The organism is Glutamicibacter mishrai, assembly GCF_012221945.1.
GTDB lineage: Bacteria > Actinomycetota > Actinomycetes > Actinomycetales > Micrococcaceae > Glutamicibacter > Glutamicibacter mishrai.
In genome coordinates this window covers 3451281-3475359 of the sequence record NZ_CP032549.1, presented here as the reverse complement: position 1 = coordinate 3475359, position 24079 = coordinate 3451281, and the positions used below count along the sequence as shown (strand labels likewise).

The window sequence follows — 24079 nt, the reverse complement described above, 5'->3', positions numbered from 1 at the left end:
GTTTAGACTAACCAACTTTCACCATTAAGCATGACTTTTAAGACAGGTAAGGCCCCGATTGTTATATCGGGGCCCAACCTTCATCTGCTATTTACTTGGTGCCAACGAGATCGACAACGAAGATCAATGCTTCGTTCGGGCCAATAGCGCCTGGTGCGCCACGCTCGCCGTAGGCAAGTTCAGAAGGAATGTCCAGACGGCGGCGGCCGCCGACCTTCATGCCCAGCAGGCCCTGATCCCAGCCCTGGATGACCATTCCGACGCCCACTGGGAAGTCGAGGGTCTGTCCACGGTTCCAGGAAGAATCGAATTCTTCGCCGGTTGACCAAGCAACACCAACATAGTGGGCCTGTACGGTGGTGCCCGGGGTTACCTCGGCGCCGGTGCCTTCGATCAGGTCGGTAATGACCAGTTCTTCAGGTGCGTCGGTCCCTGGGAAATCAATCTCAGGCTTGGTGCGGTCGTAGTTGCGTTCTCCGAACGACATAGTCACGGCCTTTCTCAGTCGTAGGTGAGGTCTTTACTTGCTGTCACCAGCAGTTACAGATTCCAATTCTACGTAGAAGACCAAAGTGCCGGTTGGCGATCCGCTCGTAGAAGAATTTCCGTAGGCCTTATCGGCAGGGATGGTCAGCAGGACCTTGGAACCGGCCTTCAGGCCAGTCATGCCTTCAGTCCAGCCCTTGATGACCTGGTCCAGGCCGAACTCGGTGGCTTCGCCCTTGTCGAAGTTGCCATCGAATTCCTTGCCATCAGCCCAGGTAACGCCGGAGTACTTGGCCTTGACCTTCGACGTGGCAGTGGCGGCTTCGCCCTTGCCCTCTTCCAGAACATCTACAGCAAGGTCCTTAGGAGCCTCGGTGTCCTTGGGGATGGTGATAGCTGGCTTGCCATCGGTGACCTTCACCGTAGGAAGCTTGCCTTCCTTCTTCTGCTTGGCCACTTCGTCCTTGCTCATGGTTCCACTGGCAGCAGTGCTGTTTTCAACGTGAAGAACGATGATGCGTTCGGCGCGTGCGCCTTCTTCAGGCTCCGCCACGGTGCCATCGGCCTGCTGTGTGCCTTCAACGGTGGAGTAGGCGATCCAATCGCCGACCTTGGAATCCACCAAGCGGTCGTAGAGCTCCGGCATCTGCTGCTTCATGGTGTCATCGACGGTCATGTCCGTAGCCTGGCCTGTGAAGTTCTCGCCGGCCGACAAGCCGTCAATAGCCTTGTAGAGGCCGGACTTGATCGAGATAGTATCGCCGGCATTAATCTCGGCGCCATCACCCTGTTCCAAGGTGACAGCTTCGTCCTTGTCAGTGACGAAGGGAGTGTCGAAGGAAACTTCTGGAGCGGTCTTGTCATCCGACGCAGGCTTGACCGAGATCGACGACAGATCTGAGGAGGAACCTGATCCGCAAGCTGCCAGGGCTAGAACCGAGGCAGTAGCGCACAATGCCAATACTTTTCGCACGAATCTACTTTCGTTGAAGTCAAAAATGAAAATTTATACAGATACCCAGCAAGCGGGTATCAAACTCACTGCTACCACCCTAGGGTTCGTAGCTGTGAAAAGTCTTTCCGCCCGCTGGTCAGGGACGCTGACCCATGAGGTCAATGAGCTTATCGACTTCGGGGTCGTTGATTGCAAATGGGTCCTTGCAGAGCACGATTCCGCCCGGCTCGTCCTCATATTTCATATGAACCCAGTCTGCACTGTAGCGCCGGCCATTGGCACGAGCGGCACGGATGAACTTGCTTCGGATCGCTGCGCGTGTCGTAGCCGGTGGATTCTCCACGGCGTCGCGGATGTCCGCATCGCTGACAACGCTCGAAACCAGTCCACGCCGTTTCAGCACATGGAAAAGGCCACGTGCCGGGTCGATATCGTGATAGGTCAAGTTCAGCTGCGCCAGGCGCGGCGAAGACAGCTCCAGCGAGTTCTTCTGCGCGTAGCCGTGCAGCAGCTTATGCTTGATGGCCCAGTCGATGTCCTGGTCGATAAGCGAATAATTTTCGCTTTCGATCGCGGTCAAGGTCCGTTCCCACAGTTCAAGCACTCGATCGACTTGATCGTGATGTGCGCCGTGGCGTTTAACGAACTCGGTCACGGATTCGAACAGGATCCATTGGATCTGCAATGCCGTCGGCTCGTCGCCGCCCATCAGTCGGACCACGGTCTGGCCATTAAAGTCATGCGAGATCTGGCGGATGGAACGAATCGGATTTTCCAGCCGCAGATCATGGTAGATCTCCCCGGATTCGATCAAGCGCAGAACCAGGTCGGTGGCGCCGATCTTGAGCAGCTGGGTCGTCTCGCTCATGGTGGAATCGCCCACGATAACATGCAGGCGTCGATGGTATTCCGCGTCAGCGTGCGGTTCGTCGCGGGTATTGATGATCGGACGCGAGCGGGTCGTGGCCGACGACACGCCTTCCCACATGTGATCGGCGCGCTGGGAAAAGACGAACTTGGTTTGATCGTCCTCGGTGATCAGATGCCCGGCACCGCAGAGCAATTGCCGGGTGACCAAGAACGGGATGAGCATGTCAGCAAGCCGTTTGAATTCGATCTTGCGGGGAATCAAATAGTTTTCATGGCAGCCATAGGAGTTGCCTGCCGAGTCCACATTGTTTTTGAACATGTAGATTCGGCCTTCATGGCCTTCTTCCAACAACTGGTCTTCGGCCTGGTCAACGAGATCAAGCATGAAGGCTTCACCGGCGCGGTCATGTGCGATGAGTTGCTTCACCTGATCGCATTCGGCGGTGGCGTATTCAGGATGAGAGCCAACATCCAGATAGAGCCGTGATCCGTTCTCCAGGAAGACGTTGGAGCTTCGCCCCCAGTTGACCACTGGTTTGAACAGATGCCGTGCGGCATCTTCAGGAGTCAGCCGGCGTCCGTCAGACGGAACATAGGTTAGTCCAAATTCGGTTTCCAGCCCGTAAATTCTGCGATCCACGCGTAGTTACTTCCCCTCGCCTGCGGCGTTGCCTAATGTGATGCCAGATCTCGGCTGCGTTATTCACGCAGGTGTTTTACTGGCCGCCCTTTTGGACGAAACCGCGGACGAATTCCTCGGCATTGGATTCAAGGACGGAATCGATTTCGTCGAGCAAGTCATCAACGCCTGCTGATTGGCCGGTGGTGTTGACCTGCACCTGTTCGTTTTCCGCCGCCTGGTTCTGCGTGTTGCGGCGAGCTGAGAAGCTTTCCTGAGTCATCTTATTCTCCTAAAAATTGGTGAATCCCGGAATTAGGTCCCGAGACTCACACCTATTCTGCGCCGTTTATCTGCGTCGAGCCAATTCGTCGATAAATTCCGAAATTTCCAATTCGGCGTCGAACAGATCGCCAACGCTCTGGCGGGTCCCCTGCAATGGTTCGGACATGTGGAATCGGCTGATCTTCCGGGCTCCCGGCACCGCGAAGGACAAGGCGTCCCAGTTGGCGGCAACCACATATGGCGCATAACGCTGAAGTGCCATGCCGCGAAGGTACGCGCGGGTGTCCTGGGGCGGCGTTTCAACTGCCTGATTGATTTCATCCTGACTGAACAACGTCTGGATCGCGCCTCGCGCAGCCAGGCGGTAATACAAGCCCTTGTCGGTGCGCAGGTCGGCCCACTGCAAATCCATCATCGCGACTCGCGGATCCGCGAGTGAGAGCTGGTGCCGCTGGGTGAATCCGCTGATGAGCTTGTACTTGGCAATCCAGTCAATTTGGTCGGCCGCTTGCATCGGATCATGCTCAAGGATGTCAAGGATCTGGGCCCACCGAGTCAGGATCTCCGTGGTATCGGGATCCTCGATGCCCCTTTCTGCACAGTACTTCTCGCTGGCTTCAAGGTAGAGCCTCTGGATTTCCACGGCCGAGAGCTCCAGTCCCCCGCGGAATTTGACCCGGGTCTTGAGGCTCGGGTCGTGGCTGATTTGCTGGAGCGCTTGGACCGGGTCGACTAGTTCCAGATCTGGCGCCATATTCGCTTCGATAAGCGAGAGCACCAAATTGGTGGTCCCCACCCTGAGCAGCGTTGAGATCTGGCCCAGGTTGGCGTCGCCAATGATCACATGGAGGCGGCGGTACTTATCCCAGTTCGCATGCGGCTCATCGCGGGTGTTGATGATTGGACGATTAATCGTGGTTTCCAATCCAACTTCAGCTTCAAAAAAATCTGCACGCTGCGAAATCTGGAATGCAGGCTTCTCGTTGAGCATGCCTTGCCCCACCCGTCCGGCGCCGCAATAGATCTGGCGGCTGACGAAGAATGGTGTCAGCCCCTGGACGATCGAGGGGAATTCAACGGCCCGGGGAATCAAATAGTTTTCGTGTGCCCCGTAGGATACCGACTTGTTGTCGGTGTTGTTCTTATAGAGCAATAACTCGCCGCTGCCCAACCGCCGGGCCGTTTGAGCAGCGCGGCGCATGACCTCATCGCCGGCTTGGTCCCACAGGACGGCAGCGCGGGGAGTCAATGATTCGGGACTGGAATATTCAGGATGTGCATGGTCGACATAGAGGCGTGCCCCGTTGCCCAGCACCATGTTCATCACGACATCAGTGGAGTCCTTCTCCTGGTAAAGGGTTGAACCCACTCGCGCGTCATTACCGTCCAGGGCGATGGACTCCGCGGTCCAGACCCCTTGTTCTTCGAGCTCCGGTTCAGCATCTGTCAGTTGGCTCGGATGGGCTTGATCTCGGTCCATCGCGAAACCGCGGGCATCCTGCAAGGGAGTTTCATCGGCATAGTCCCAGCGCGCCGCGGCCGCAGACGAACTCTGTTCGGCGACCAGTTGCGCATAGGCATCAACAATTTGCGCCGAAAGCACGGTCGCATTGGCCTTGGGCATTTGCGGTCGGATGATGCCGTATTCGGTTTCAAGCCCGACGAGGCGGCGCGCGCTCATGAGGCGGCCTGGCGGTTGACCAGCGAACGGATATTGCTGATGCGCTCGCCCTTTCGTCCGGAGATTCGTGCCCAGTCATCCGGGTTGGTGGTGTTTGGCATGTCTTCGTGCTCGGCGAATTCTTCTCGAACGGCGCGCAGGAGGTATTCCTGCTTCAAGCCACGCTCGCCCGAGGTGATCAGTGCTTTGATTGCGTGCTTCTTCGCGCGGTCGACGATGTTGTGGATGACAGCTCCCGAGGCAAAATCTTTGAAGTACAGAATCTCGCTCTGCCCGGTGACGTAGGTGACTTCCAGGAATTCGTTGATCCGCTCGGTGGAGTACATTTCAGCAACGGTGGAATCGATCATCCGGCGGATCGTGGCGTCGCTGTTGTTGTGATCGGCAGCCAGCTCGGTTTCGTGCAATGGCAGGTCCGTGGTCAGGTACTTGCTGAAGATCTCGGTGGCACCCTGGGCGTCTGGCCGGCGAATCTTGATCTTCACATCCAGGCGACCTGGTCGCAGGATGGCAGGATCAATCATGTCTTCACGGTTTGATGCGCCGATGACAATGACATTGTCCAGCCGCTCCACGCCATCGATTTCTGCCAGCAGCTGCGGAACGATCGTGGTCTCCACGTCGGAAGATACGCCGGTGCCGCGGGTGCGGAACAGGGCTTCCATCTCGTCAAAGAACACGACGACTGGATCGCCGTGCAGCGCCTTTTCCCGAGCGCGGGCGAAAATCAGGCGAATGTGTCGTTCGGTCTCGCCGACGTACTTGTCCAGCAGCTCCGGCCCTTTGATGTTCAGGAAATAGCTCCGGGTGCTGGTGCCTTCTTTGCGTTCGACAACTCGTTGGGCCAAGGAATGGGCGACGGCCTTGGCAATCAGCGTCTTGCCGCAGCCCGGAGGACCGTAGAGCAAGATGCCTTTGGGGGCGCTCAGCCCATGTTCGCGGTAGAGCTCGGGATGGGTGAAAGGCAGTTCCACCGAGTCCTTGATGGCTTCGATCTGCGAGTTCAACCCGCCGATGTCCGAATAGGAGATTTCAGGAACTTCTTCCAAGACCAGGGACTGCATATCGGTCAGCTGGACGCGGCTGACCGCCATGCCGCTGCGGGAATCAACGGTCAGCTGGTCGCCCACCCGCAAGTGGGTCTTGCGCAGCGGATCCGCCAGTTCGATGACCCGCTGGTCGTCTGCGCGTGCCATCACCACTGCCAGGTTGTTCTCCAGCAGCTCCTTGACGGTGACCAATTCGCCGGTTTCCTCGAACCCCAAGGCGGCAACAACGACCAATGCTTCGTTCAGCAGAACCTGCTGCCCGACCAGCACCGAGTCGAAATCCATCAGCGGGCTGACGGCGACGCGCATTTTGCGGCCGGAATAGATCACGTCAACGGCTTGGGCTCCAGTGGACTCGATACCTGATCCAGGTTCCGGGTGCTGGCGCGGGTGCTTGGCAACAACGGTGCCGTAGCTGAAGGGAGTGTCGCCGTCCTTTTCCAAGGCGGCTTTCAAAGTGATGATCTGTTCGCGCGTCGTTTCAAGCAACGCGACCAACCGCTGGTTGTTTCCGCTGAGCCCGGCAAGTTGCTTGTCGAGGTTGCGATTCTTGTCGCGCAGCACATTGACCTGGCGTTCGGTCATCTGAAGCCGTTCAGCCAATTGCTCTGCCTCGTGATTTTCGTTCACGTTCCAACTCCCCACATTCAACGTCACTGGACTTTATTGATTCCAGCGAGGTTTTTGCGATGCTCAGCGCACCGTCTTAGTCCCATCCTAAGAACTTCAGGCCCCGAGTGCAGAACACTCAGGGCCTGTAGTCACATAATGAGACAAACCATCTCATTATGTGGTCAATATTATCAATTACTCGTTGGAGTCCGCCTCGGGGTCCTGGGCATCACGCACTCGAACAGCCTGATGAGCATCCCGAGCAGCACGCCGGAGCTTCTTATCCGAAATGCCTCGTTCGCCCAATGCTTCGGCGCTCCACTCCTGCTCGTCATGGTCGCGAGTCCACGCGCTCAAGTCTTCGGCTGAGTACGAATGCTCCTTGATGCGCTTGGCCTTGGGAATTCCATCCGCTGAATCAGCCAAACGACGGCAGGTAATCAAGAAGGCAGTATGAGCCACCATGCGGTGGTCCGGGCGCACAGCCAATCCATCAACGTGCCAGCCACGTACCAAGGTCTCGAAGCACTCTGGCTCAGTGAACTGCCCGGAAGCTCGAATGGCTTCAACTACACGCGACATCTGCGTCACCGAGGAGACGTAATTGGTCCACACGCCGCCGGGCGCAAGAACGGTGGCCACAGCGTCAAGGCACTCCCAAGGGCTGAGCATATCGAGTACTACTCGATCCACGCTGCCTGGCTCTTCAAGTTCGACGACCTTGTCCTGGAAATCACCGATGGAGATCTTCCATGAAGGGTGATCGCCGCCGAAAACGGTGGACACGTTGCCTCGAGCAATGTCAGCGAACTCTTCGCGGCGTTCGAAGGAGTGCAGGAATCCTTCATCGCCAACAGCGCGAAGCAGGGAAATTGACAGCGCGCCGGAGCCAACACCGGCTTCGACTACGCGTGCGCCCGGGAAGATGTCGCCGAACTGGACGATCTGAGCCGCATCCTTTGGATACACCACGGTTGCGCCACGAGGCATCGAGAGCACGAAGTCCTTGGCTAGCGGGCGAAGCGCCTGGTACCGGAAGCCATCGATGTTCTCGATGACAGAGCCTTCAGGCAGGCCAATGATGGCCTCATGCGGCAGGACGCCCTTGTGGGTATGGAACTCACCGCCGTTTTGCAAGGTGATGGTGTTGATCCGGCGCTTTTCGTCGGTCAGCTGTACGCGGTCGCCCACGCGGAATGGTCCACGACGGGCTGCCGCACCGTGGGGTGCCTGGCTGTTGGCTTCGCTCACTGGTGTGATCCTTTTCTTAATGCTCTATACAGTCTTTGAAAGTTTACTTGCGTCGTCCGGTGACGGCTTGGACGATATCCCGCTGATGCAACAGGCCAACAACATGTCCTTGATCGCTGATCACTGCGTATTCGACCGAACTGACGCTGGCAAGATAATCGATCAGCGCTCGCCCGTCTGAACTTGCGGCCACGATCGCTCCTTGGCCCAGGGCACGGGCAACGGCCAATGCCGGCACTTCCGCGGCACGGTCGCGATCCACACGGGAAATAGCCTGCGCGTCTACAACGCCAACTGGCATTCCCTTGCCGTCAACAAGAATGATTTCGCCTCCGCGCTGGCTCTGGCGCGCGAAGACATCGGCAACCGTAACCTGGGACAGCATGGCCGAGGCCGGCTTCATCAAGTCCGATGCGATCACGGTGGGTAAGTTCAGCATCATTTTCGAATGCGCAATCAGACCGGTGGTTGCCTGCCACATGAACACAGCAACCATCAGCCCGACTACGGCGGTGATGATCTGGATCTCTTCGCCGCGTAAATATGGATAGACAACAAAGAAGAAGACGACGCCCACCGCGATAACGCGGCCAACCCAGCTGGAGGCGATAGTCCCCTTGAACTGGGAGCCGGTCGCCTTCCAAACGATTGATTCGACCAGCCGGCCACCGTCCAGCGGCAAGCCTGGCAATGCGTTAAAGGCACCCAGCAGGAGGTTGGCATATACGAAGAAGTCCAGGAGAAGCTTCGAGTAGATGCCGAGTTCAAGGTTCTGGATGATCAGCCAGCCAAGGCCGGCAAGAACAAAGTTCGACACCGGCCCCGAAAGCGCGACCCAAAGCGAGGCTCCCGGCTTGGCCTTGAAGGAGCCGAACTGGGTGTGCCCGCCCATCAGCGTCAAGACGATGTGCGCATCAGGCCATTTGAAGGCACGAGCAGTCATGGCGTGCGCGACCTCGTGGACCAGCACCGCAATGGCAATCACCACGGCGCAAGCGAAACCCATGAAGTAGGCGTTGAGCGCCGGAATCCATTGGCTACGTGATAGCTGAAGCCCCACCGAAATAGTGATGACCGCGGTGATGATGAACCACGAGCTCGACAGGTAAACCGGAACGCCGCCAATACGACCTAGCTTGATTCCGGGAGCTTTTTCTTGAGTATCGCTCACGCGCTAACCTGCACCAACCATCGAGTCATTTCTTCCACATCAACCCCGTCTAAACTATCTATCCGACGCCAGTTTCCATCGCCTGGATCCGTGGCGTTTGGCACCAGTACAGCATGCAATCCCGCCGCCGAGGCCGAAGCAATGCCCGGTACCGAGTCTTCAAACCCAATGCACTTTTCCGCGCTGAGTTCTTTGCCTGAGACTTCCTGAAGCAAACGCAATCCGGTCAGATACGGTTCAGGATGCGGTTTGCCTTGGCTGACTTCTTCCCCTGTGACCGAAGCCTGGAAGGTGCCTTCCGGCAGCTGATCCAAGAGCTCGTTGACGATGCTGCGTTCAGACATCGTCACCAGAGCCTGGGGAATGCCCGCTGCATGGCAGGCTGCCAGCAGTTCGCGGGCTCCTGGGCGCCAAGGGATTTCCTTGCGCAGCCCGGCTACGACCTGGGAGCTCAGCAGGTCGATGATTTCACGCGCCGGCAATTTGACCCCGGCTTCTTGCAAAATCTTCGCCGAATTTGGCAGTGCGCTTCCGACCAGGGATAGCCCCTGTTCTTCGGTCCACGTTCCCCCATGAGCTGCCACCAGTTCCGCCTCGGCAACGATCCAGTAGGGTTCGGTGTCGATCAGGGTGCCGTCCATATCCCAGAGGACCGCTTGCGGTGTTCTGGGCTCTGAGCCGGAATTAAAGTCAAAACTGGTGCTTGGCATGAGTCCATTCTAGATGGAAGAGTGGGGCTAAGCCGCTTCGGCAAGCCACGCCAACGGCCAGAATGCTGCATAGGAGTTTTCAATGAACAAGGATTTCCACACCCCAACGCTGAATACTTATATCGCCGAGTCCCACCATGAGATTCGCCCCACTATCGTCGTGGCGGCCTTTGAGGGGTGGAATGACGCCGGTTCTGCGGCAACTGACGCCGTTCGACTGCTTCTGGAAGAAAACACCTACGAGCATATCGCCACCATCGGCGAAGACGACTTCTACGACTACCAGTTCTCCCGCCCCAAGACGCGTCGCACCGCCCAAGGACGCATGGTCGATTGGCCACGCACAGAAATCTACAAGATGGCTCTCCCCCACTCCGCCGCGGACCTATTGGTGGTCCTTGGCGTCGAGCCCACCTTCAAATGGCAGAGCTTCTGCGCCCAAATCATCGACGTGGCGCAGGAACATAACGCGCAAGCCGTCTTGACCCTGGGCGCATTGCTGGCGGATGTCCCGCACACCCGACCGGTGCCAACCTCATTATCCAGTGACGACCCGCGCCTTCAAGAACACTTCAAAATCGAAGCCTCGAACTACGAGGGCCCCTCCGGCATCCCGACCATCTTGGGAATCGAGTTCGAACGCCGCGAGATTGCCAGCATGTCGCTGTGGGCGCAGCTCTCGCATTACGTGGCCCAGTCCCCCAGCCCGCGGGTCCAGCTAGCCTTCATCGAGATGCTCGAAGAGCTCCTGCCGATCACCGTGTCAGATCAGCAGCTGCGCGATGATGCCCTGGCGTGGAAGCACGGCGTTGACGAACTGGCGGCGGCGGACCCGGATGTGGCCAAGTACGTCAAGCAGCTCGAAGAGGCGACGGATACCAGCGATTTGCCTGAGGCCAGCGGCGAGTCCATTGCCCGTGAGTTCGAACGCTATCTTCGCCGTCGCGGGAAGTTCCGCCCAGACGGATCAGGGGCCGACTTCGAAATTTGAAGTCGACCCCTGAAAGTTACACCGATTCGCCCGGTTCAAACGCGGATCCTACAGCTTGAGACCCAGCAACGCGTCCAACCCGTCACGCAACAGCTGCTCGCCATCGCCGCTGCCTTCAGCCGGCCGCGCCGCCCACTGGTCAACGGCGTCCAACGCGCCCGGCGCGTCAAGGTCATTAGCCATCCGCGAGCGGATGCGAGTCAGGAGCGCGGTGGCTTCGGCCAGTCCGGTGCCGACGAGGCGTTCGCGCCACGAGGCAACACGCTGCTGAGCCTCGGCCAGCAATTCCTCGGTCCAGAACCAGTTGGTGCGGTAGTGCTGGGAGAGCAACACGGCGCGAATCGCCACCGGCTCGACCCCAGCGGCACGCAGCTTGGAGACCAAGACCAGGTTGCCCAGTGACTTGCTCATCTTCTCGCCGTCCAGGCCCACCATGCCGGTATGCACGTATGTTTGCGCCAGCTGCTGGTGATCGCCAGCGGCCGCATGCGCTGCGGAGAATTCGTGGTGCGGGAAGATCAGATCGGACCCGCCGCCTTGGACAGTGAACGGCGCTGGCAAGGTCTTGCGGGCGATCACCGAACACTCGATATGCCATCCCGGGCGGCCGGTGCCCAGCTTGCCGCCGTCCCACGATGGCTCGCCTGCACGGGCCGCGCGCCACAGCAACGGATCCAGCGCATCGCGCTTGCCCTCGCGCTGGGGATCACCGCCGCGTTCGGCAAAGAATCCCAGCATGGTTTCACGGTCATAGTTGGAGACAGAACCCAGTTTCCATGCGTCGTTCTCGGCTGCATAGGTGTCAAAGTAGATGTCGCCTTCAACGCCGTCGGCGCCAGCTGGAACACGGTAGGCCAGTCCTGCGTCAAGCAGCTGTTCAACGACCGGAACCAGCCATTCGATGGACTCGACAGCGCCAATGTAGTTCTGTGGCGGAATCACGTTCAGTGCTTCCATGTCGTCGCGGAACAGCTGGACCTGCTGCTCAGCGAGGTCACGCCAATCCACGCCGGTGGCCTCTGCGCGTTCAAGCAGTGGGTCGTCGACATCGGTGATATTTTGCGAATAGGCGACGGTGCGACCGCTGTCCAGCCAGGTGCGGTGCACGAGGTCGAAGGTCACGTAGGTGGACGCATGCCCCATATGGGTGGCGTCGTACGGGGTGATCCCGCAGACGTACATGCTGGCGGCTGCATTGGCCGCATCCGCAGGTGCGGTGGCCTGCAGGTTACCGGTGGCGGTGTTGAAGAGTTCCAAAATTGGTGCTGAACCAGCCACCTGAGGTACCTCAGGGTTATTCCACGCGTGCACTGATGAACATCCTTTCGCAGATGCGACGATTTTCTTCCTCTAAGTCCAAGTCAAGCAGGACGAGGTTTATTCCCGTTAACGCCGAGATGTCCGTGAAACGCTTCACGGACACCTTGGCAACATTCAATTTAGGCGTTGATCAGACCAAAGCCCAAAGCGACAAAGAGCACGAAGCCCAGCAGAATACGGTACCAAACGAAGAACCGGTAAGAGTGGGTGGAGACGAACTTCAGGAACCAGCCGACGATGAAGAATCCGACGATGAAGGCGATCGCGGTAGCCAGGCCGGTCTGCGCCAAGCTGTACACGCCTGGCTCGTCAAAGCTCTTGACCAGCTTGTACAGGCCGGAAGCGTAGACGGCTGGAATGGCCAGCAGGAAAGAGTACCGCGCGGCAGCTTCGCGGGTGTACCCCATGAGCAAACCTGCGGTGATCGTGCCGCCTGAGCGGGAGACGCCAGGAATCAGCGCCATGGCCTGCGCCAAACCGTACAAGATGCCGTGCTTTACGGTGAGCTTTTCCAGTCCACGCTGCTGCTTGCCGTAGTGGTCGGCCAGCGCAAGGAATAGGCCGAAGACCACCAAGGTGGTCGCGACGATCCACAATGATCGGAAGTTGGTGTCAATGTAGTCTTCGAGCAGGAGGCCAAGGATCGCGATGGGGATGGAGCCGACAATGATCAGCCAACCCATTTTCGCATCGGGATCCGAGTGCGGAATCTTGCCCGTCAGTGCCTTGCACCATGCGCCAATGATCCTGACGATGTCACGCCAGAAGAAGACGATCACCGCGGTCTCGGTGCCGAGCTGGGTAATGGCCGTAAAGGCGGCGCCGGGGTCCTGGGCATTGGGCAAAAGTTCGCCAACGATACGCAGGTGGGCCGAGGACGAGATCGGGAGGAACTCGGTCAGGCCCTGGATCAATCCAAGGAAAGCTGCTTCAAACCAATTCACCCCTCGACATTACTTCACCGCCGGCATGGATCGAGGCTCAAAAACACGATTGGGCCAAAAATCACCCCGTGGTCGTACTCACGCATCGTCTACGGGTATGGTGAAAGGCAAAAGTTCGGAATACTGATCGTACAGCGCGTCTTCATAGTCCTCGAAGGCATCCGCCAGGGCACCGAAGGCAGCGTCGACAGACGCCTCGGCCGCACCACGGCTTTGCGAAACTACGGCCAGGTGCTGCTCAAGTCGGGCAATCAATGATTGCAGGGCAAAACTTGGATCAGTACTCATGGTCTTAAGCTACAACGCATAGGGTTCTTTAGATAGGGGGCACGATGCTTCAAGAACGAATTAAACCGCCCGTGCATCACTCCGATGAACAGCGCTTTGAATATCTGGTGATCACGTCGTTTCCCAGCGAACCTGTTCATGTTGCCCGCGCGGCCTTGCGTGAACACGCGGACAACGGCAAATGGGAACTGATGCGTACCTGCAGGTACGAAGGCGGCGTCTACAAATATTGGCTGCGCCGCAGGGTCATGCGAATCCGCAGTACCCTGCCGCCGCTGGATTAGGCTACCGGCTTCACCCTTCCAGTGGCCCAACCAGCCAGGAGGCGACGGTATTTTCTGCGGATGCCGCGTTGGACGGGTGGTACCAGCTGGCCTGCACGTCGCGGTACAGCCTCTCGAATTCGGAACCGCGGAAGTACCCGCCGCCTCCGAGCAGCTGTCCCACCACCTGGACATTCTCACGCGCTGTGTCGCCGGCAAGGGTGCGCAGCGTGACTAGCTTCGGGAACCATGCATCCTGATGGTCTACTAGATCATCAATGTCCTTGGCTACCGAGCGCTGGAGCGCATCAAGCGAGATGAGCCTCATCGCAGCCTGGGACAGCAAGCCGCGTGCGCGTATGTCCTGGGAGTAGCTGGTCCCGTCATGATGCTTCCTCTTGTTCAACGTCGCCTGCCCTAAGCTCACTGCCCGATCGGCGATGCCCACATAAACGCTGGCGGTGAGGGTGAGGAACGATGCGAAGATCCCGAAGATCAGCAGATCGGGATTCGGTCCCGCCGGAAGCCGACTGTGTACCCATTGAGCCGGGGACACCGCATTGACTAGTTTGGTGGTGTGCGATTGGCTGGCCCGCATTCCCAATGTGTTCCAGTCCCCCATGGATTCAACGCCATCACCCTTGGAAACGAAGGCATGAACGAGTTCTCCCGTTGATTCGTCCTTCCCGAAAACACCCAGCCGGGTGAATGCCGGTGAGAGCGAAGTGAATATCTTGACCCCGTTGAAGGTCACGGATCCATCCGGCCCGGTTGATGCTGAAGTTTTCGAATCAAAAAGAACGGAATCATTGCCGGGTTCCGAGATTCCGAAGGCCATCACCTCGCCCTGCGCAATCCAGTCGGTGACCATCTGAAGGCGGCTATCGCCCCTGGCCTGAAGCACCCTGGCAACGGAAGCCCAAACATGATGCATGTTCACTGCCAAGGCGGTAGCAGGCGCAGCTGTTGCCAAGCGCCGCTGGGCCAGGGCAACCTGTTCCACACTCCAGCCGAGCCCGCCTTTGTCTTCGGGGATCAGCGCTTTCAGATAATCCAGCGAGACCAGCTCGTCAAAGTCTTGGACAGCGAAAGAATTTTCACTATCGTACCGAGCGGCGCGTTCGCGGAACCGCTCGAGAAGCTGATCAGTAAGGATTGACTCGATGGACACTTTTACTCCTGAATACTAGGTCTGTGCTGTCGCTGGCCGATTAGTAGCTGCGCATCAAGTTTTCGAGGACTCGCACACCGAATTTGACCGCGTCCACAGGGACCCGCTCATCAACTCCGTGGAACATTCCTGTGAAGTCCAGCTCTGCGGGCAGTTGAAGGGGCGCGAATCCGTATCCGGTAATCCCGATAGTGGCCAGCCACTTGTTATCGGTACCCCCGGAGAGCATATAGGGCAGGACGATCGCTTCGGGGTCTTCATCCAACAGGGACTTCACCATGGAGTCCACCAAGGCACCGGCGAAAGGAACTTCCAGGGAATCCTGTTCATGCACCATGGAAAGCTCGACCCCCTCCCCAGCCAGTTCGCGCAGCTTCTCAAGCGTGGCTTCGTGTTCGTCAGGCAAAGTGCGGCAATCAATCAACGCCTCGGCCTGCCCTGGAATGACGTTGTGCTTATAGCCAGCTTGCAAAGCGGAGGGATTAGCGGTGTTTTGAAGAGTTGCTCCGACAAACCGCGATACGTTGCCCATCGCTTCAAGCAGCGGTTGGGGGTTCTCGCGGTCAAACTCCAGGCCAGACAATTCGGCGACTTGCTCCATGAGGGACTGGGTGGTTTTTGTATAGGACAAAGGCCATTGGTGCTCGCCGATGCGGTAAACGGCTCCAGCCAGGGCGGTCACCGCATTATCAGTATTAATCTGCGAGCCATGTCCTGCCATTCCCTGAGCGGTGAGTTTGAGCCATGCGATCCCTTTTTCAGCCGTTTGCAGCATGTAAGCACGGCGTCCGTTGATATCCACGGAGAATCCGCCAACTTCGCTGATCGCTTCTTCTGCTCCGGCAAAAACCTCTGGATGGTTTTCTACCATCCAGCCCGCCCCATAATCTCCTCCAGCTTCTTCGTCAGCGAAGAACGCGATGATCAGATCACGCCGTGGAGAGATTTTTTCACGTTGCATATGACGGATGGCGGCGATGATCATGGCATCCATGTTTTTCATATCGACGGCTCCGCGGCCCCAGATCATGCCATCCTTGATCTCCGCCCCAAATGGGTCAACGCTCCAGTCATCGGCAATCGCTGGCACTACGTCAAGGTGGCCATGCACGATCAGCGCCGGCAGCGATGGGTCAGTGCCCGGAATCCGCACCGCCACATTGGCGCGTCCCGGTGCCGACTCGTAAATCCTCGCGTCCAAGCCGACCTCGGCGAAAAGCCCGCTGACATAGCGTGCGGCCTGCAGCTCCCCTGCGCCCCGATTGCCACCAAAATTTGTTGTGTCAATGCGGATCAAGCCGCGGCAAATTTCTACTGCGTCATTTTCCATGCGTTCGATTGCGGTGGTCATCAGGGAATTACCTTTCGACAAGATTGTTCTGAGTTCCACCCTAATAGGCAATGCTCGAATCGTCGCTGAGTCTTGCCGCTTTGGCTCTTAGCCGTGTAGCTCAAGGTAGGCATCCCTGGCTCCGGGGTGCAACGGTTGCCCTGCCGTGCTGATCAAAGTCTCGGGAGTCAAATGCTGGATCCCCGCGCTGGATTCAGGCACGAGTTGGTGGGCTTTGGCCGCCAGGAGCTTGACGATGGCCGTGGCGGTTTTGCCCGGCAGATCGGGCCGGGCCATGAGCAGGTTGCTGACTCCGATTGCATCGACGCCAGTTATCCCTGGATACGTGTTGCCTGGAATAACCACCCGGTCATAAAGACCTGGGTAGGCATCACGCAGGTTCGGCAGGACTTCGGTGACATCCAGGAGACGGAGGTTCTCGCCTCTGGCCAAATCGGCGAGGGGCCGTACTGGCATCCCGCCGAAGAGGAAGAGCACGTCGATATCGCCTTGCCCAAGTGCCTCAAGCCCTGAGGCGTAGCCAAGCATCCGCTCGACAGGCGCCTGGCGATGTTTTTTGAGTCCCGCAACCTGCAAAATCCGTTGTCCGGTGACCCAGGTCCCGGAGCCAGCGGCTCCCGTGCCGATGGTGCGGCCCGGGAAATCACGCAAGTTTTGAATTCCGCTGTTGGCTTTAACGATGCAATGAAAATAGTTTTGGTACACCCGCCCTAAAGCTGTGATGCCGGCCTGTTTCGCATTATTCGCCCGGAACACGGCGACGGTGTCTGCTAGTGCCAATGCCAGATGTGCGCGGCCCTGAACCAGCAGGTCGAGGTTCTGTGCGCTTGCCTCGGTTTTGAACGCTGCCGAGGTATCTGCGATTCCATTCTCGACCAGTGCCGCCGAAAGCAACTGTGCAAATTCGAAGTACATTCCGCCTTCTTCACCGGACGCTATGTCCAGACGCGGCTGGTCGGCTCGTTGGCTACAGGCGTTCAAGGCGGGAAGCATCGCAACTGCCGGCGCGGCCAATAAAGCTTTGAGCAGTGTGCGTCGTTCTGGCGAGTACCGTTCAGCCATCAGTTCCCTCCTGTCCTGACGAGGCCCGGGGCAGCCTGATGATGATCTTAAGTCCTGTCCCATCGTTGGCAGCCACTATGATTTGGCCTGCATTGGCACGGGCCAATCTGTCTACGATTGCCAATCCCAGTCCCGTGCCCGCAGTGCCGCGGGCACGTACAGATCGCCAGAAGCGCTCCACTGCCCTAGATAGTTCCGCTGTGCTCAGTCCAGGGCCGTGATCACTAACCACGATGTCGAGCATGGCGCCTGAACTTCTGACGCCTAGCTCAACTTGTGTTCCAGGAGCATATTTAATGGCGTTTTCCAGGAGCTCTGAGACCATCTGCTGGAGGTCAAAACCATTGCACCAGACCAGCGCATCGACCATGGGTTCCGACGCCCTGTCCAGCATCAGGGTGTTGCCTGACGCTTGCGCAACGGCAGACTGACGCTCGATTTCCTCTGCGAGGACTTCCAAGGCGTTAATGGATTCTCTTCGAGTCCCTGCCTCGACAGCGGATTCCTCGGAATTCTGCTCGGTCAATCGATGCTCCGCACTTGCTAGACGCAATACACCGTCCAGCAGTGTCTCCACGCGGGCCAATTCATCTTCCACCGCACGCAGGGCATCCGAACTCGAATCATCTCCGCCTCGCATCTTCAGCAGATCCACTCGCAGTCTGAGCGCCGCCACCGGATTACGCAATTGATGAGAAGTCTCAGCAATCAGCTCTTGTTGCTGCTGAAGGCTCGTCGCCATGGTTTGGGCCATATTGCTGACGGACCGGGACAGGGCCTGCAACTCTGGAGGCCCTTGATCAACGAGCGGGATGGGGCGTTGAGTCCGGGTCAGCAACTGCACGGAATCGTCCAGGCGGTGAAGCGGCCGGATGACCCACGTCGCCAGCCGATCCGCCAAGAGCAAGAAGATCGCTCCGACGGCGAGGCTGATTATCAGGACCATGCTCGATGCCTGGAGCACCCTCATGCGAGCGGGCTCGAGGTTGACCTTCATGGTCACGGAACCTAGCACTTGGGCAGTATTGCCGAAAGGACGGGTGATCAGCGCAGCGCCGTCGGAAAATGGGTTGACGGCGGGAATTTCCGTATGTTCCAAGTTCAATGCTGCCGCTCGCAGCGCCTGAGCAACCGCTGCGTCCTCCGGCTGGATTTCACCGGATGCCAGTTGGCGTCCGTCCGCCACGATCAACAGCCCCTCGCCATAGAGCTGGGAATAGGTGTCCATTTCCAGCTGCAGCATTTCCAAGTCGTCGCCACCGTTGGCATGGGAGGCGAGTTGCACAAAACGGTTCAGAGCCGAGAGCCGGTTCACTTGGAGATCCGCTGTGGCATCGCGGCTGACACTCTGCATCAAAACCGTGCTGACCAGAGCCACGATCACCAGCAGCAGGGAACCAAGGACTGACAGGACGCGGATCCTCACGAGCTCGGCGCCTCAAGCCGATACCCGACGCCACGAACATTCACGATCATCCCGGGGGTAGCAAGCTTCGCTCGCAGGCCGGTCAAGTGCACATCCAGGGAACGGGATACGGCCAAAAAAGCGTCACCCCAGAGCCGATCGAGGATCTGTTCGCGAGTGACGACCGAACCTGCGTGCCTTGCCAGCAGAGTCAGAAGCTCGAATTCCTTAGCCGTCAGTCCCAGCCTCTTCCCCGCCAAAACAGCTTCATGCTTATCAAGATCCATGGACAGGGTTCCGGCAATGATCTGATTCCTGCTGGCCGTGGATTTCGCGCCGGCACGTCGGGCCACGGCGTCGATCCTGGCCAGCAGGATCGTCAGCCCTATGGGCTTGACCAGGTAATCGTCGGCGCCCTGGCGCAGGCCGCGCACAACGCTCCGCTCGTCATCCCTGGCGCTGAGGATAATCACTGGCACATCGCTGACTTGGCGCAGCTTGCGCAAGACCTCCAACCCGTCCATGTCAGGCAAACCGAGATCCAGCAGGATCAGCTGTACATCATGGTGGCGCAACAAGGCATCGGATCCCCGGCACGCGTGCACCGCATGGTGGCCGGCTGCGCTAACGGCATCGATCAGCGCGTCTGCCACGGATTGGTCGTCTTCGACGATCAATAGCTGCACGGCACCATCCTCGGTGATTCCTTGAGGGGCACTTGGCCCGGGATAACTAATCAATTCTAGCAATATCCCGGCACCGCAGCGGTGAAGGTGCGCTGTTGTCCTAAGAAAGTGTTAGTACTTCCGACTCAGTTTGCGAGTAACCTGAATCACTACCAATATTGAATACGATCTCACACGCTTGTGGCCCACATCACCGAGGATCGAGGCCGCGGCGAACCGCACTGTGACAAAGGAATAACTCAATGAGTGAAAGCACGCAGGCACCCGATGCCGGTCTAGAGGCCTCCGGGCCGCCACGCTGGAAAATTATCGGCCCAGGTCTTGTTGTCGCCGCGACCGGCGTTGGCGCCGCGGATATGGTGGCAACCTTGGTGGCCGGCAGCCAATATGGCTACGCCCTTCTTTGGGCCGTGATCCTGGGCGTGATCCTGAAGATCGTCCTCGTCGAAGGCGCCGGCCGCTACACGCTGGCCACGGGCAAGACCATCTTCGAAGGATGGAAGTCCCTAGGCAAGTGGACAACCTGGTACTTCGGCCCGTACATCATCATCTGGGGCTTCGTTTACGGAGCCACGGCAATGAGCTCGGCGGCCCTACCCCTGGCAGCCTTGATTCCTGGCGTTGATCTGAAGATCTGGGCAGTCATCATGGGGCTCTTGGGCTTCGTCATGGTCTGGTTCGGCCGCTATCAGGTCTTTGAAAAGATCACTGCGGTACTCGTTGGCATCATGTTCGTCACCGTCGTCGGACTTGCAGTCATTGCAGTGCCCAATGTTCCTGAAATGCTCAAGGGCCTGATCCCAATGATCCCTTCCGGTGGCGTGGTCTACACCCTAGCTCTGGCCGGCGGCGTGGGCGGCACGATCACCTTGGCGGCCTACGGATACTGGTTGCGTGAAAAAGGCTGGTACTCCCCTAAGTGGATGCGCGTGATGCGTATCGACAACTCAATGGCCTACGTGATGACTGGCATCTTCGTGATCGCCATGCTGATTGTCGGTGCCGAGGTTGTCCGCTCTGCAGGCGTGGCAATTTCCGGTGGCGACGAGGGCTTGTTGGAGCTCTCTGACGTTCTCAAGGAAAAGTACGGTGCCGTCGTCGGCAACGGTTTCCTCGTGGGCTTCTGGGCTGCTTCCTTCTCCTCCATCATCGGCGTGTGGAACGGCGTGTCATTGATGTTCGCCGACTTCTGGGGACATATGCGCAAGCGTCCAGCGAACCACCCGGACACCATGACCGGTGGCAAGTACTTCAAGTTCTATGTCCTGTGGCTGACATTCCCGCCGATGCTGCTGTTCCTCCTGGACAAGCCGATTGCGCTCATCCTGGCCTACGGCGTGCTGGGCGCGCTATTCATGCCTTTCCTCGCCGTGACCCTGCTTGGGCTGCTCAATGGCCATCGAATCCCGAAGCAGTGGGCCAACCGCTGGCACACCAACACGGCCCTGGCCATCACCGCAATCCTGTTCATCATCCTTGGCGTGCAGCAGCTTTATAAGGCACTCTCGCCATTGTGGGCTGGATAGTAATTAGCTGAATTTCAGGGCCGCTGCCTTGTGCGCAATTTGCGCTCGAGGCGGCGGCCCTGGCGTTTACGCTGGTGTCATGAGAATCAAGAAGATCGGCATCCTCGGAGCAGGCCGGGCAGGCACCGCGCTGGCGAGGGCAGCGGCATCCGCCGGCATTCAAGTGAAGATCGCGGGCACCCGTCCTGCGCGCCAAATGAAATACCATCTGATGCAGTACGCGCCGCACGCGCTCGCGGTGGGCGCTGGCGAAATCGCCGAAGATGTCGAGCTCGTAGCGCTCATGGTTCCCCAAGAGGATTTGGATGACGTTGATACGGATTCCTTGGCTGGAGTTCTGCTGATTGACGCGACAAATCGCTGGGAGGACGAACCCTTGCCTGCCTGGTTCCAGGACTCGTTGGATCGTGGCCTGTCCAGCTCCGAGGCGATCGCCGAGCATTTCAGCCAGTCGCGCGTGGCCAAGGCCTTAAACCACATCAGCCATTGGGATCTTGATGCAGATCGGGCCGTCAAGGCTGAAGCCCAGCGCGCCCTAGCGATAGCGACAGATAGTCCTGGCGATACTGCAGTCGTGGCGTGCTTGATTAGCCAGCTGGGTTTCACTCCGGTCCAACTTGCCGATTTGGCCCAAGGACGGAGTTTGGAGCCCTCGGGAAGAATCTTCAACGAGGTACTCGGGGCAGAGGATCTGATCCAGAGGATTAGCGAGGAAACGGCACGTTGAACATGTGCGAAACCAACTCTTCACTAGGCAAATCGCAGATAATTCATGTGACCCTTGCCACTGAATGATGAAATTTTCTCCTTAAATTACTACTCAAACCCGATTTTTCCCCGAGTTTCCGGGAATTTTCGGTCCCGCCACCCCAGAGCCGCCCGATTGGAATTCACTCGAAAGGGATGGTAAAGTTTTACTTCGTTGCCAGCGATAACAACGCGAACAACAAGTAACCTGCGCGGGTGGCGGAATAGGTAGACGCGCTAGCTTGAGGTGCTAGTCCTCGATAAGAGGGTAGGGGTTCAAGTCCCCTTTCGCGCACAGGTAGAATTCCCGGTTGACTTTGGTCAACCGGGAATTTCTTTTTATTAGCCACCCAAAAAATACCGCCAATCACGTGTGCTTCCCATAAGGTTCAGATATGGATTCCTCGGTTCATTTCAATCATCCCCGCGAGCAGGGCTTTCTCCCGGTGAGCGACGGCCACAGGTTGTATTGGGAAGAATTTGGCTCTCCCGATGGAATCCCTGCTTTGCATTTACACGGTGGACCGGGTGGAACTCTCGGGAACTCCGGGTATCGCCAGCGATGGGATCTGCCCCGCACCAGGCTGATTGGGTTTGAACAACGAGGTTGCGGACGATCGACACCATCGGCAGCCGACCTCGGGGTTCCCTCAGATCACTTCACGACGCAGAAAATGATCCAAGACATTGAAGCCCTGCGCATCGCCCGCGGCGTCGACAAATGGATCCTGAACGGTGTGTCATGGGGATCAACTCTGGCTTTGGCTTACGCCCAAGCACATCCAGAACGGGTTCACGGCCTCGTGCTCTTTGCCGTTACTACCACCAGCCGGGAAGAAGTCCGATGGATCACCGAAACCGTCGGCGCGATTTTCCCCGAGGCCTGGGAACGCCTTGATAAATTTGCTCGCGACCACGTTCCGGAATACGAATCTGGCGCAGAAAGCCTGATCGATTCCTATGCGCGGTTACTGGCGAATTCAGATCCTGGCCTTCGTGATGCCGCATCATTGGAGTGGGCACTTTGGGAAGATACGCATATCTCCCTGGGCAGCGAGTCAGTGATTCGCGATCCACGCTGGAATGACCAGGATTTCCGGCATTCGATGAACCGTCTCACGACGCACTTCTGGTCTAACGCAGGCTTCTGCGATCCGCCGATCTTGCAGCAGATCGACCGCGTGAAGCACCTGCCGGCCATCTTCATCCATGGGCGACATGACGTTTCCAGCCCGGTGGCGACCGCGTGGAAGCTGCACCGGGCCTGGCCTGGATCGCAACTGCAGATTTGCGAAAACGACGCGCATGGCGGCGCAACGATGGTTGAGCGGTGGACGGCTGCAAATTCTACGGTGCTAGGGCTTGCGTCTTGATAGCATCAATTCTGGATATCCATGCCGAGTAACCCGTCTCCCCCGACATTTCCTGGAGCCAAACACATGCGCATTGCCATGCTTTCCCTGCATACTTCACCGATGCAGCAACCAGGCTCAGGCGATGCCGGCGGCATGAACGTCTACATTCAGAACCTCTCCTACGCGTTGGGGGCTTTGGGCCACGAAGTGCACATGATTACGCGGACCGCTTCGGAATCACAGTCTCTTCAAGTCGGCGAAGGCGTGTGGATGCATGAGGTCCAGGTCGCCGCTGGTCAGGCCTTGTCGAAGGAACAGCTCCCGGAGATCATTGCCCCTGCTGTGCAAGAAGTCTCCGCACATCTGCAGGGGCTGGAGTTCGATATCGTTCACGCTCATTATTGGCTGTCGGGAATGGTCGGGCTCCAGCTCGCTGAGCGGTGGTCCGCGCCCCTGTTGGTTTCGATGCATACCTCGGCCGCCGCCAAGGAACATGAGTCGGGTATCGCCGAGCCTGGTAATCGCAAAGAGGCCGAGAAGCTGCTGCTTGCTGACTGCGCACGCATCATCGCCAATACTCCCGTTGAAGCCAAGCAATTGGCACGCTTTTACGACGTGGAGTCCAACAAATTGGATGTCGTACTGCCAGGGGTGAATCACCGGATTTTCCACCCGGACCAGGACAAATTGCGCAGGCCCCTTGGCGAGGATGACCTGCATCTGGTTTATGCAGGTCGCATGCAGCCGCTGAAGGGAGCACACTTGCTGCTTGAAGCAATGGGGATCGCCCGGCGCAGCCATCCGGAATTGCGCATTACCGCTTCGCTGTTCGGTGCGATGTCGGGATCTGCCGACTACGACTTGGAATCCCTCGCCAAGAAGCAGGATCTGAGCGACGTCGTCCGATTCTACGAGCCCTTGGAACCGGCCAAGCTCGCCCTGGTCTTTGCCAACGCTGACATTGTCGCTGTTCCTTCATTGTCCGAGACGTTCGGCCTGGTGGCGGCAGAGGCCCAGGCCTGCGGTACACCAGTACTGGCCAACGCAGTCGGCGGGCTCGCCTACGCCGTTAACGACGGAGAATCCGGGTGGCTGATGCCCGAACCGGATGCTTCCCTGTGGGCTCGCAGGCTTGTCGAGCTTGCCCAGAATCCTGATGAGGTAACGAGCGCTGGCCATGGAGCCTTGGAGCATTCTGGGCTGTTCACGTGGGAGCGCGCTGCGGTAGCCACTCTCGCCAGCTACCGGATTGCCCAGTCGCAGCTCCAGCACTGATTAAAA

Annotated in this window: 23 protein-coding genes and 1 tRNA gene; 7 read left to right on the top strand and 17 right to left on the bottom strand. The window is 58.2% G+C overall.

The genetic code is table 11. The features are described from left to right. Window positions 1-91: 91 nt before the first annotated feature. The 9 genes from D3791_RS16205 to D3791_RS16165 all read right to left on the bottom strand — a co-directional run bounded on the left by D3791_RS16205 (window position 92) and on the right by D3791_RS16165 (window position 9689). On the bottom strand, window positions 92-487 hold the full coding sequence (locus tag D3791_RS16205) for an FKBP-type peptidyl-prolyl cis-trans isomerase (RefSeq protein ID WP_022875113.1): 396 nt from the start codon (window positions 485-487) through the stop codon (window positions 92-94). Window positions 488-520: 33 nt separating this feature from the next. Continuing rightward, entirely contained in the window at window positions 521-1459 is a 939-nt protein-coding gene (locus D3791_RS16200) for an FKBP-type peptidyl-prolyl cis-trans isomerase (RefSeq protein WP_028268513.1), read from the bottom strand. 118 nt (window positions 1460-1577) lie between these two features. After that, the gene (pafA, locus tag D3791_RS16195) at window positions 1578-2951 is read right to left on the bottom strand and encodes a Pup--protein ligase (protein WP_061952153.1); all 1374 of its coding nucleotides are present in this window, start codon (window positions 2949-2951) and stop codon (window positions 1578-1580) included. Window positions 2952-3027: 76 nt separating this feature from the next. Further along, window positions 3028-3213: a ubiquitin-like protein Pup gene (locus tag D3791_RS16190; RefSeq protein ID WP_022875110.1), complete on the bottom strand. Its 186-nt coding sequence runs from the start codon at window positions 3211-3213 to the stop codon at window positions 3028-3030. Between the two features lie 66 nt (window positions 3214-3279). Continuing rightward, complete coding sequence (gene dop, locus D3791_RS16185) at window positions 3280-4896, bottom strand: depupylase/deamidase Dop (RefSeq protein WP_172512816.1); 1617 nt, start codon at window positions 4894-4896, stop codon at window positions 3280-3282. Further along, window positions 4893-6530, bottom strand: coding sequence for a proteasome ATPase (gene arc, locus D3791_RS16180; protein WP_081638093.1), 1638 nt, complete (start codon window positions 6528-6530; stop codon window positions 4893-4895). Before arc ends, dop begins: the two co-directional genes overlap by 4 nt. A 222-nt stretch (window positions 6531-6752) precedes the next feature. Beyond that, on the bottom strand, window positions 6753-7808 hold the full coding sequence (locus D3791_RS16175) for a tRNA (adenine-N1)-methyltransferase (RefSeq protein ID WP_172512815.1): 1056 nt from the start codon (window positions 7806-7808) through the stop codon (window positions 6753-6755). 43 nt (window positions 7809-7851) lie between these two features. Then, window positions 7852-8979: a site-2 protease family protein gene (locus D3791_RS16170; RefSeq protein ID WP_172512814.1), complete on the bottom strand. Its 1128-nt coding sequence runs from the start codon at window positions 8977-8979 to the stop codon at window positions 7852-7854. Next, window positions 8976-9689, bottom strand: a complete 714-nt coding sequence (locus D3791_RS16165; RefSeq protein WP_061952162.1) for an HAD family hydrolase — start codon at window positions 9687-9689, stop codon at window positions 8976-8978. Before D3791_RS16165 ends, D3791_RS16170 begins: the two co-directional genes overlap by 4 nt. A gap of 82 nt (window positions 9690-9771) precedes the next feature. Here D3791_RS16165 and D3791_RS16160 point away from each other — a divergent pair, with 82 nt between their 5' ends. Then, window positions 9772-10680, top strand: a complete 909-nt coding sequence (locus D3791_RS16160) for a proteasome assembly chaperone family protein (RefSeq protein WP_172512813.1) — start codon at window positions 9772-9774, stop codon at window positions 10678-10680. Window positions 10681-10728: 48 nt separating this feature from the next. On the opposite strand, the gene mshC is transcribed toward D3791_RS16160, so the two are convergent. The 3 genes from mshC to D3791_RS16145 all read right to left on the bottom strand — a co-directional run bounded on the left by mshC (window position 10729) and on the right by D3791_RS16145 (window position 13232). Then, entirely contained in the window at window positions 10729-11991 is a 1263-nt protein-coding gene (gene mshC / locus D3791_RS16155) for a cysteine--1-D-myo-inosityl 2-amino-2-deoxy-alpha-D-glucopyranoside ligase (RefSeq protein ID WP_172512812.1), read from the bottom strand. A gap of 128 nt (window positions 11992-12119) precedes the next feature. Next, window positions 12120-12944 carry an undecaprenyl-diphosphate phosphatase gene (locus tag D3791_RS16150; protein WP_022875101.1) on the bottom strand — a complete coding sequence of 275 codons (825 nt, stop codon included), beginning with the start codon at window positions 12942-12944 and terminating at the stop codon, window positions 12120-12122. 78 nt (window positions 12945-13022) lie between these two features. Further along, window positions 13023-13232 (bottom strand): hypothetical protein, encoded by a 210-nt coding sequence (locus D3791_RS16145; RefSeq protein WP_022875100.1) that lies wholly within the window; start codon window positions 13230-13232, stop codon window positions 13023-13025. A gap of 44 nt (window positions 13233-13276) precedes the next feature. Between D3791_RS16145 and D3791_RS16140 the strand changes: the two genes are divergently transcribed. Beyond that, entirely contained in the window at window positions 13277-13516 is a 240-nt protein-coding gene (locus D3791_RS16140; protein WP_172512811.1) for a DUF5703 family protein, read from the top strand. A 10-nt stretch (window positions 13517-13526) separates the two neighbouring features. On the opposite strand, the gene D3791_RS16135 is transcribed toward D3791_RS16140, so the two are convergent. The 5 genes from D3791_RS16135 to D3791_RS16115 form a co-directional block, all read right to left on the bottom strand. Continuing rightward, on the bottom strand, window positions 13527-14666 hold the full coding sequence (locus D3791_RS16135) for an acyl-CoA dehydrogenase family protein (protein WP_172512810.1): 1140 nt from the start codon (window positions 14664-14666) through the stop codon (window positions 13527-13529). Between the two features lie 40 nt (window positions 14667-14706). Further along, entirely contained in the window at window positions 14707-16017 is a 1311-nt protein-coding gene (locus tag D3791_RS16130; protein WP_172512809.1) for a M20/M25/M40 family metallo-hydrolase, read from the bottom strand. Window positions 16018-16104: 87 nt separating this feature from the next. Further along, window positions 16105-17079 carry a TAXI family TRAP transporter solute-binding subunit gene (locus tag D3791_RS16125; protein ID WP_172512808.1) on the bottom strand — a complete coding sequence of 325 codons (975 nt, stop codon included), beginning with the start codon at window positions 17077-17079 and terminating at the stop codon, window positions 16105-16107. After that, the gene (locus tag D3791_RS16120; RefSeq protein ID WP_172512807.1) at window positions 17072-18505 is read right to left on the bottom strand and encodes a sensor histidine kinase; all 1434 of its coding nucleotides are present in this window, start codon (window positions 18503-18505) and stop codon (window positions 17072-17074) included. The genes D3791_RS16125 and D3791_RS16120 overlap by 8 nt, the downstream gene beginning before the upstream one ends. Continuing rightward, window positions 18502-19170: a response regulator transcription factor gene (locus D3791_RS16115; RefSeq protein WP_172512806.1), complete on the bottom strand. Its 669-nt coding sequence runs from the start codon at window positions 19168-19170 to the stop codon at window positions 18502-18504. Before D3791_RS16115 ends, D3791_RS16120 begins: the two co-directional genes overlap by 4 nt. A 242-nt stretch (window positions 19171-19412) precedes the next feature. On the opposite strand from D3791_RS16115, the gene D3791_RS16110 reads away from it, so the two are divergent. The 5 genes from D3791_RS16110 (at window position 19413) to D3791_RS16090 (ending at window position 24073) form a co-directional block, all read left to right on the top strand. Continuing rightward, on the top strand, window positions 19413-20696 hold the full coding sequence (locus D3791_RS16110; RefSeq protein WP_172512805.1) for an Nramp family divalent metal transporter: 1284 nt from the start codon (window positions 19413-19415) through the stop codon (window positions 20694-20696). Between the two features lie 79 nt (window positions 20697-20775). Next, window positions 20776-21423 (top strand): NADPH-dependent F420 reductase, encoded by a 648-nt coding sequence (locus D3791_RS16105; RefSeq protein WP_172512804.1) that lies wholly within the window; start codon window positions 20776-20778, stop codon window positions 21421-21423. A gap of 230 nt (window positions 21424-21653) precedes the next feature. Then, a tRNA-Leu gene (locus tag D3791_RS16100) sits at window positions 21654-21738 on the top strand. A 100-nt stretch (window positions 21739-21838) separates the two neighbouring features. Continuing rightward, window positions 21839-22816 carry an alpha/beta fold hydrolase gene (locus D3791_RS16095; RefSeq protein ID WP_172512803.1) on the top strand — a complete coding sequence of 326 codons (978 nt, stop codon included), beginning with the start codon at window positions 21839-21841 and terminating at the stop codon, window positions 22814-22816. Window positions 22817-22882: 66 nt separating this feature from the next. After that, window positions 22883-24073: a glycosyltransferase gene (locus tag D3791_RS16090; protein ID WP_172512802.1), complete on the top strand. Its 1191-nt coding sequence runs from the start codon at window positions 22883-22885 to the stop codon at window positions 24071-24073. Window positions 24074-24079 lie beyond the last annotated feature (6 nt).

Bases quoted from the DNA above. Each gene is read 5' to 3' on its own strand.
- D3791_RS16090 (WP_172512802.1), top strand. From the start codon at position 22,883: ATGCGCATTGCCATGCTTTCCCTGCATACTTCACCGATGCAGCAACCA.
- D3791_RS16145 (WP_022875100.1), bottom strand. From the start codon at position 13,232: ATGAGTACTGATCCAAGTTTTGCCCTGCAATCATTGATTGCCCGACTT.
- arc (WP_081638093.1), bottom strand. From the start codon at position 6,530: ATGACCGAACGCCAGGTCAATGTGCTGCGCGACAAGAATCGCAACCTC.
- D3791_RS16160 (WP_172512813.1), top strand. From the start codon at position 9,772: ATGAACAAGGATTTCCACACCCCAACGCTGAATACTTATATCGCCGAG.
- D3791_RS16130 (WP_172512809.1), bottom strand. From the start codon at position 16,017: ATGACCACCGCAATCGAACGCATGGAAAATGACGCAGTAGAAATTTGC.
- D3791_RS16125 (WP_172512808.1), bottom strand. From the start codon at position 17,079: ATGGCTGAACGGTACTCGCCAGAACGACGCACACTGCTCAAAGCTTTA.
- D3791_RS16095 (WP_172512803.1), top strand. From the start codon at position 21,839: ATGGATTCCTCGGTTCATTTCAATCATCCCCGCGAGCAGGGCTTTCTC.
- D3791_RS16105 (WP_172512804.1), top strand. From the start codon at position 20,776: ATGAGAATCAAGAAGATCGGCATCCTCGGAGCAGGCCGGGCAGGCACC.
- D3791_RS16110 (WP_172512805.1), top strand. From the start codon at position 19,413: ATGAGTGAAAGCACGCAGGCACCCGATGCCGGTCTAGAGGCCTCCGGG.
- dop (WP_172512816.1), bottom strand. From the start codon at position 4,896: ATGAGCGCGCGCCGCCTCGTCGGGCTTGAAACCGAATACGGCATCATC.
- D3791_RS16205 (WP_022875113.1), bottom strand. From the start codon at position 487: ATGTCGTTCGGAGAACGCAACTACGACCGCACCAAGCCTGAGATTGAT.
- D3791_RS16165 (WP_061952162.1), bottom strand. From the start codon at position 9,689: ATGCCAAGCACCAGTTTTGACTTTAATTCCGGCTCAGAGCCCAGAACA.
- D3791_RS16140 (WP_172512811.1), top strand. From the start codon at position 13,277: ATGCTTCAAGAACGAATTAAACCGCCCGTGCATCACTCCGATGAACAG.
- D3791_RS16190 (WP_022875110.1), bottom strand. From the start codon at position 3,213: ATGACTCAGGAAAGCTTCTCAGCTCGCCGCAACACGCAGAACCAGGCG.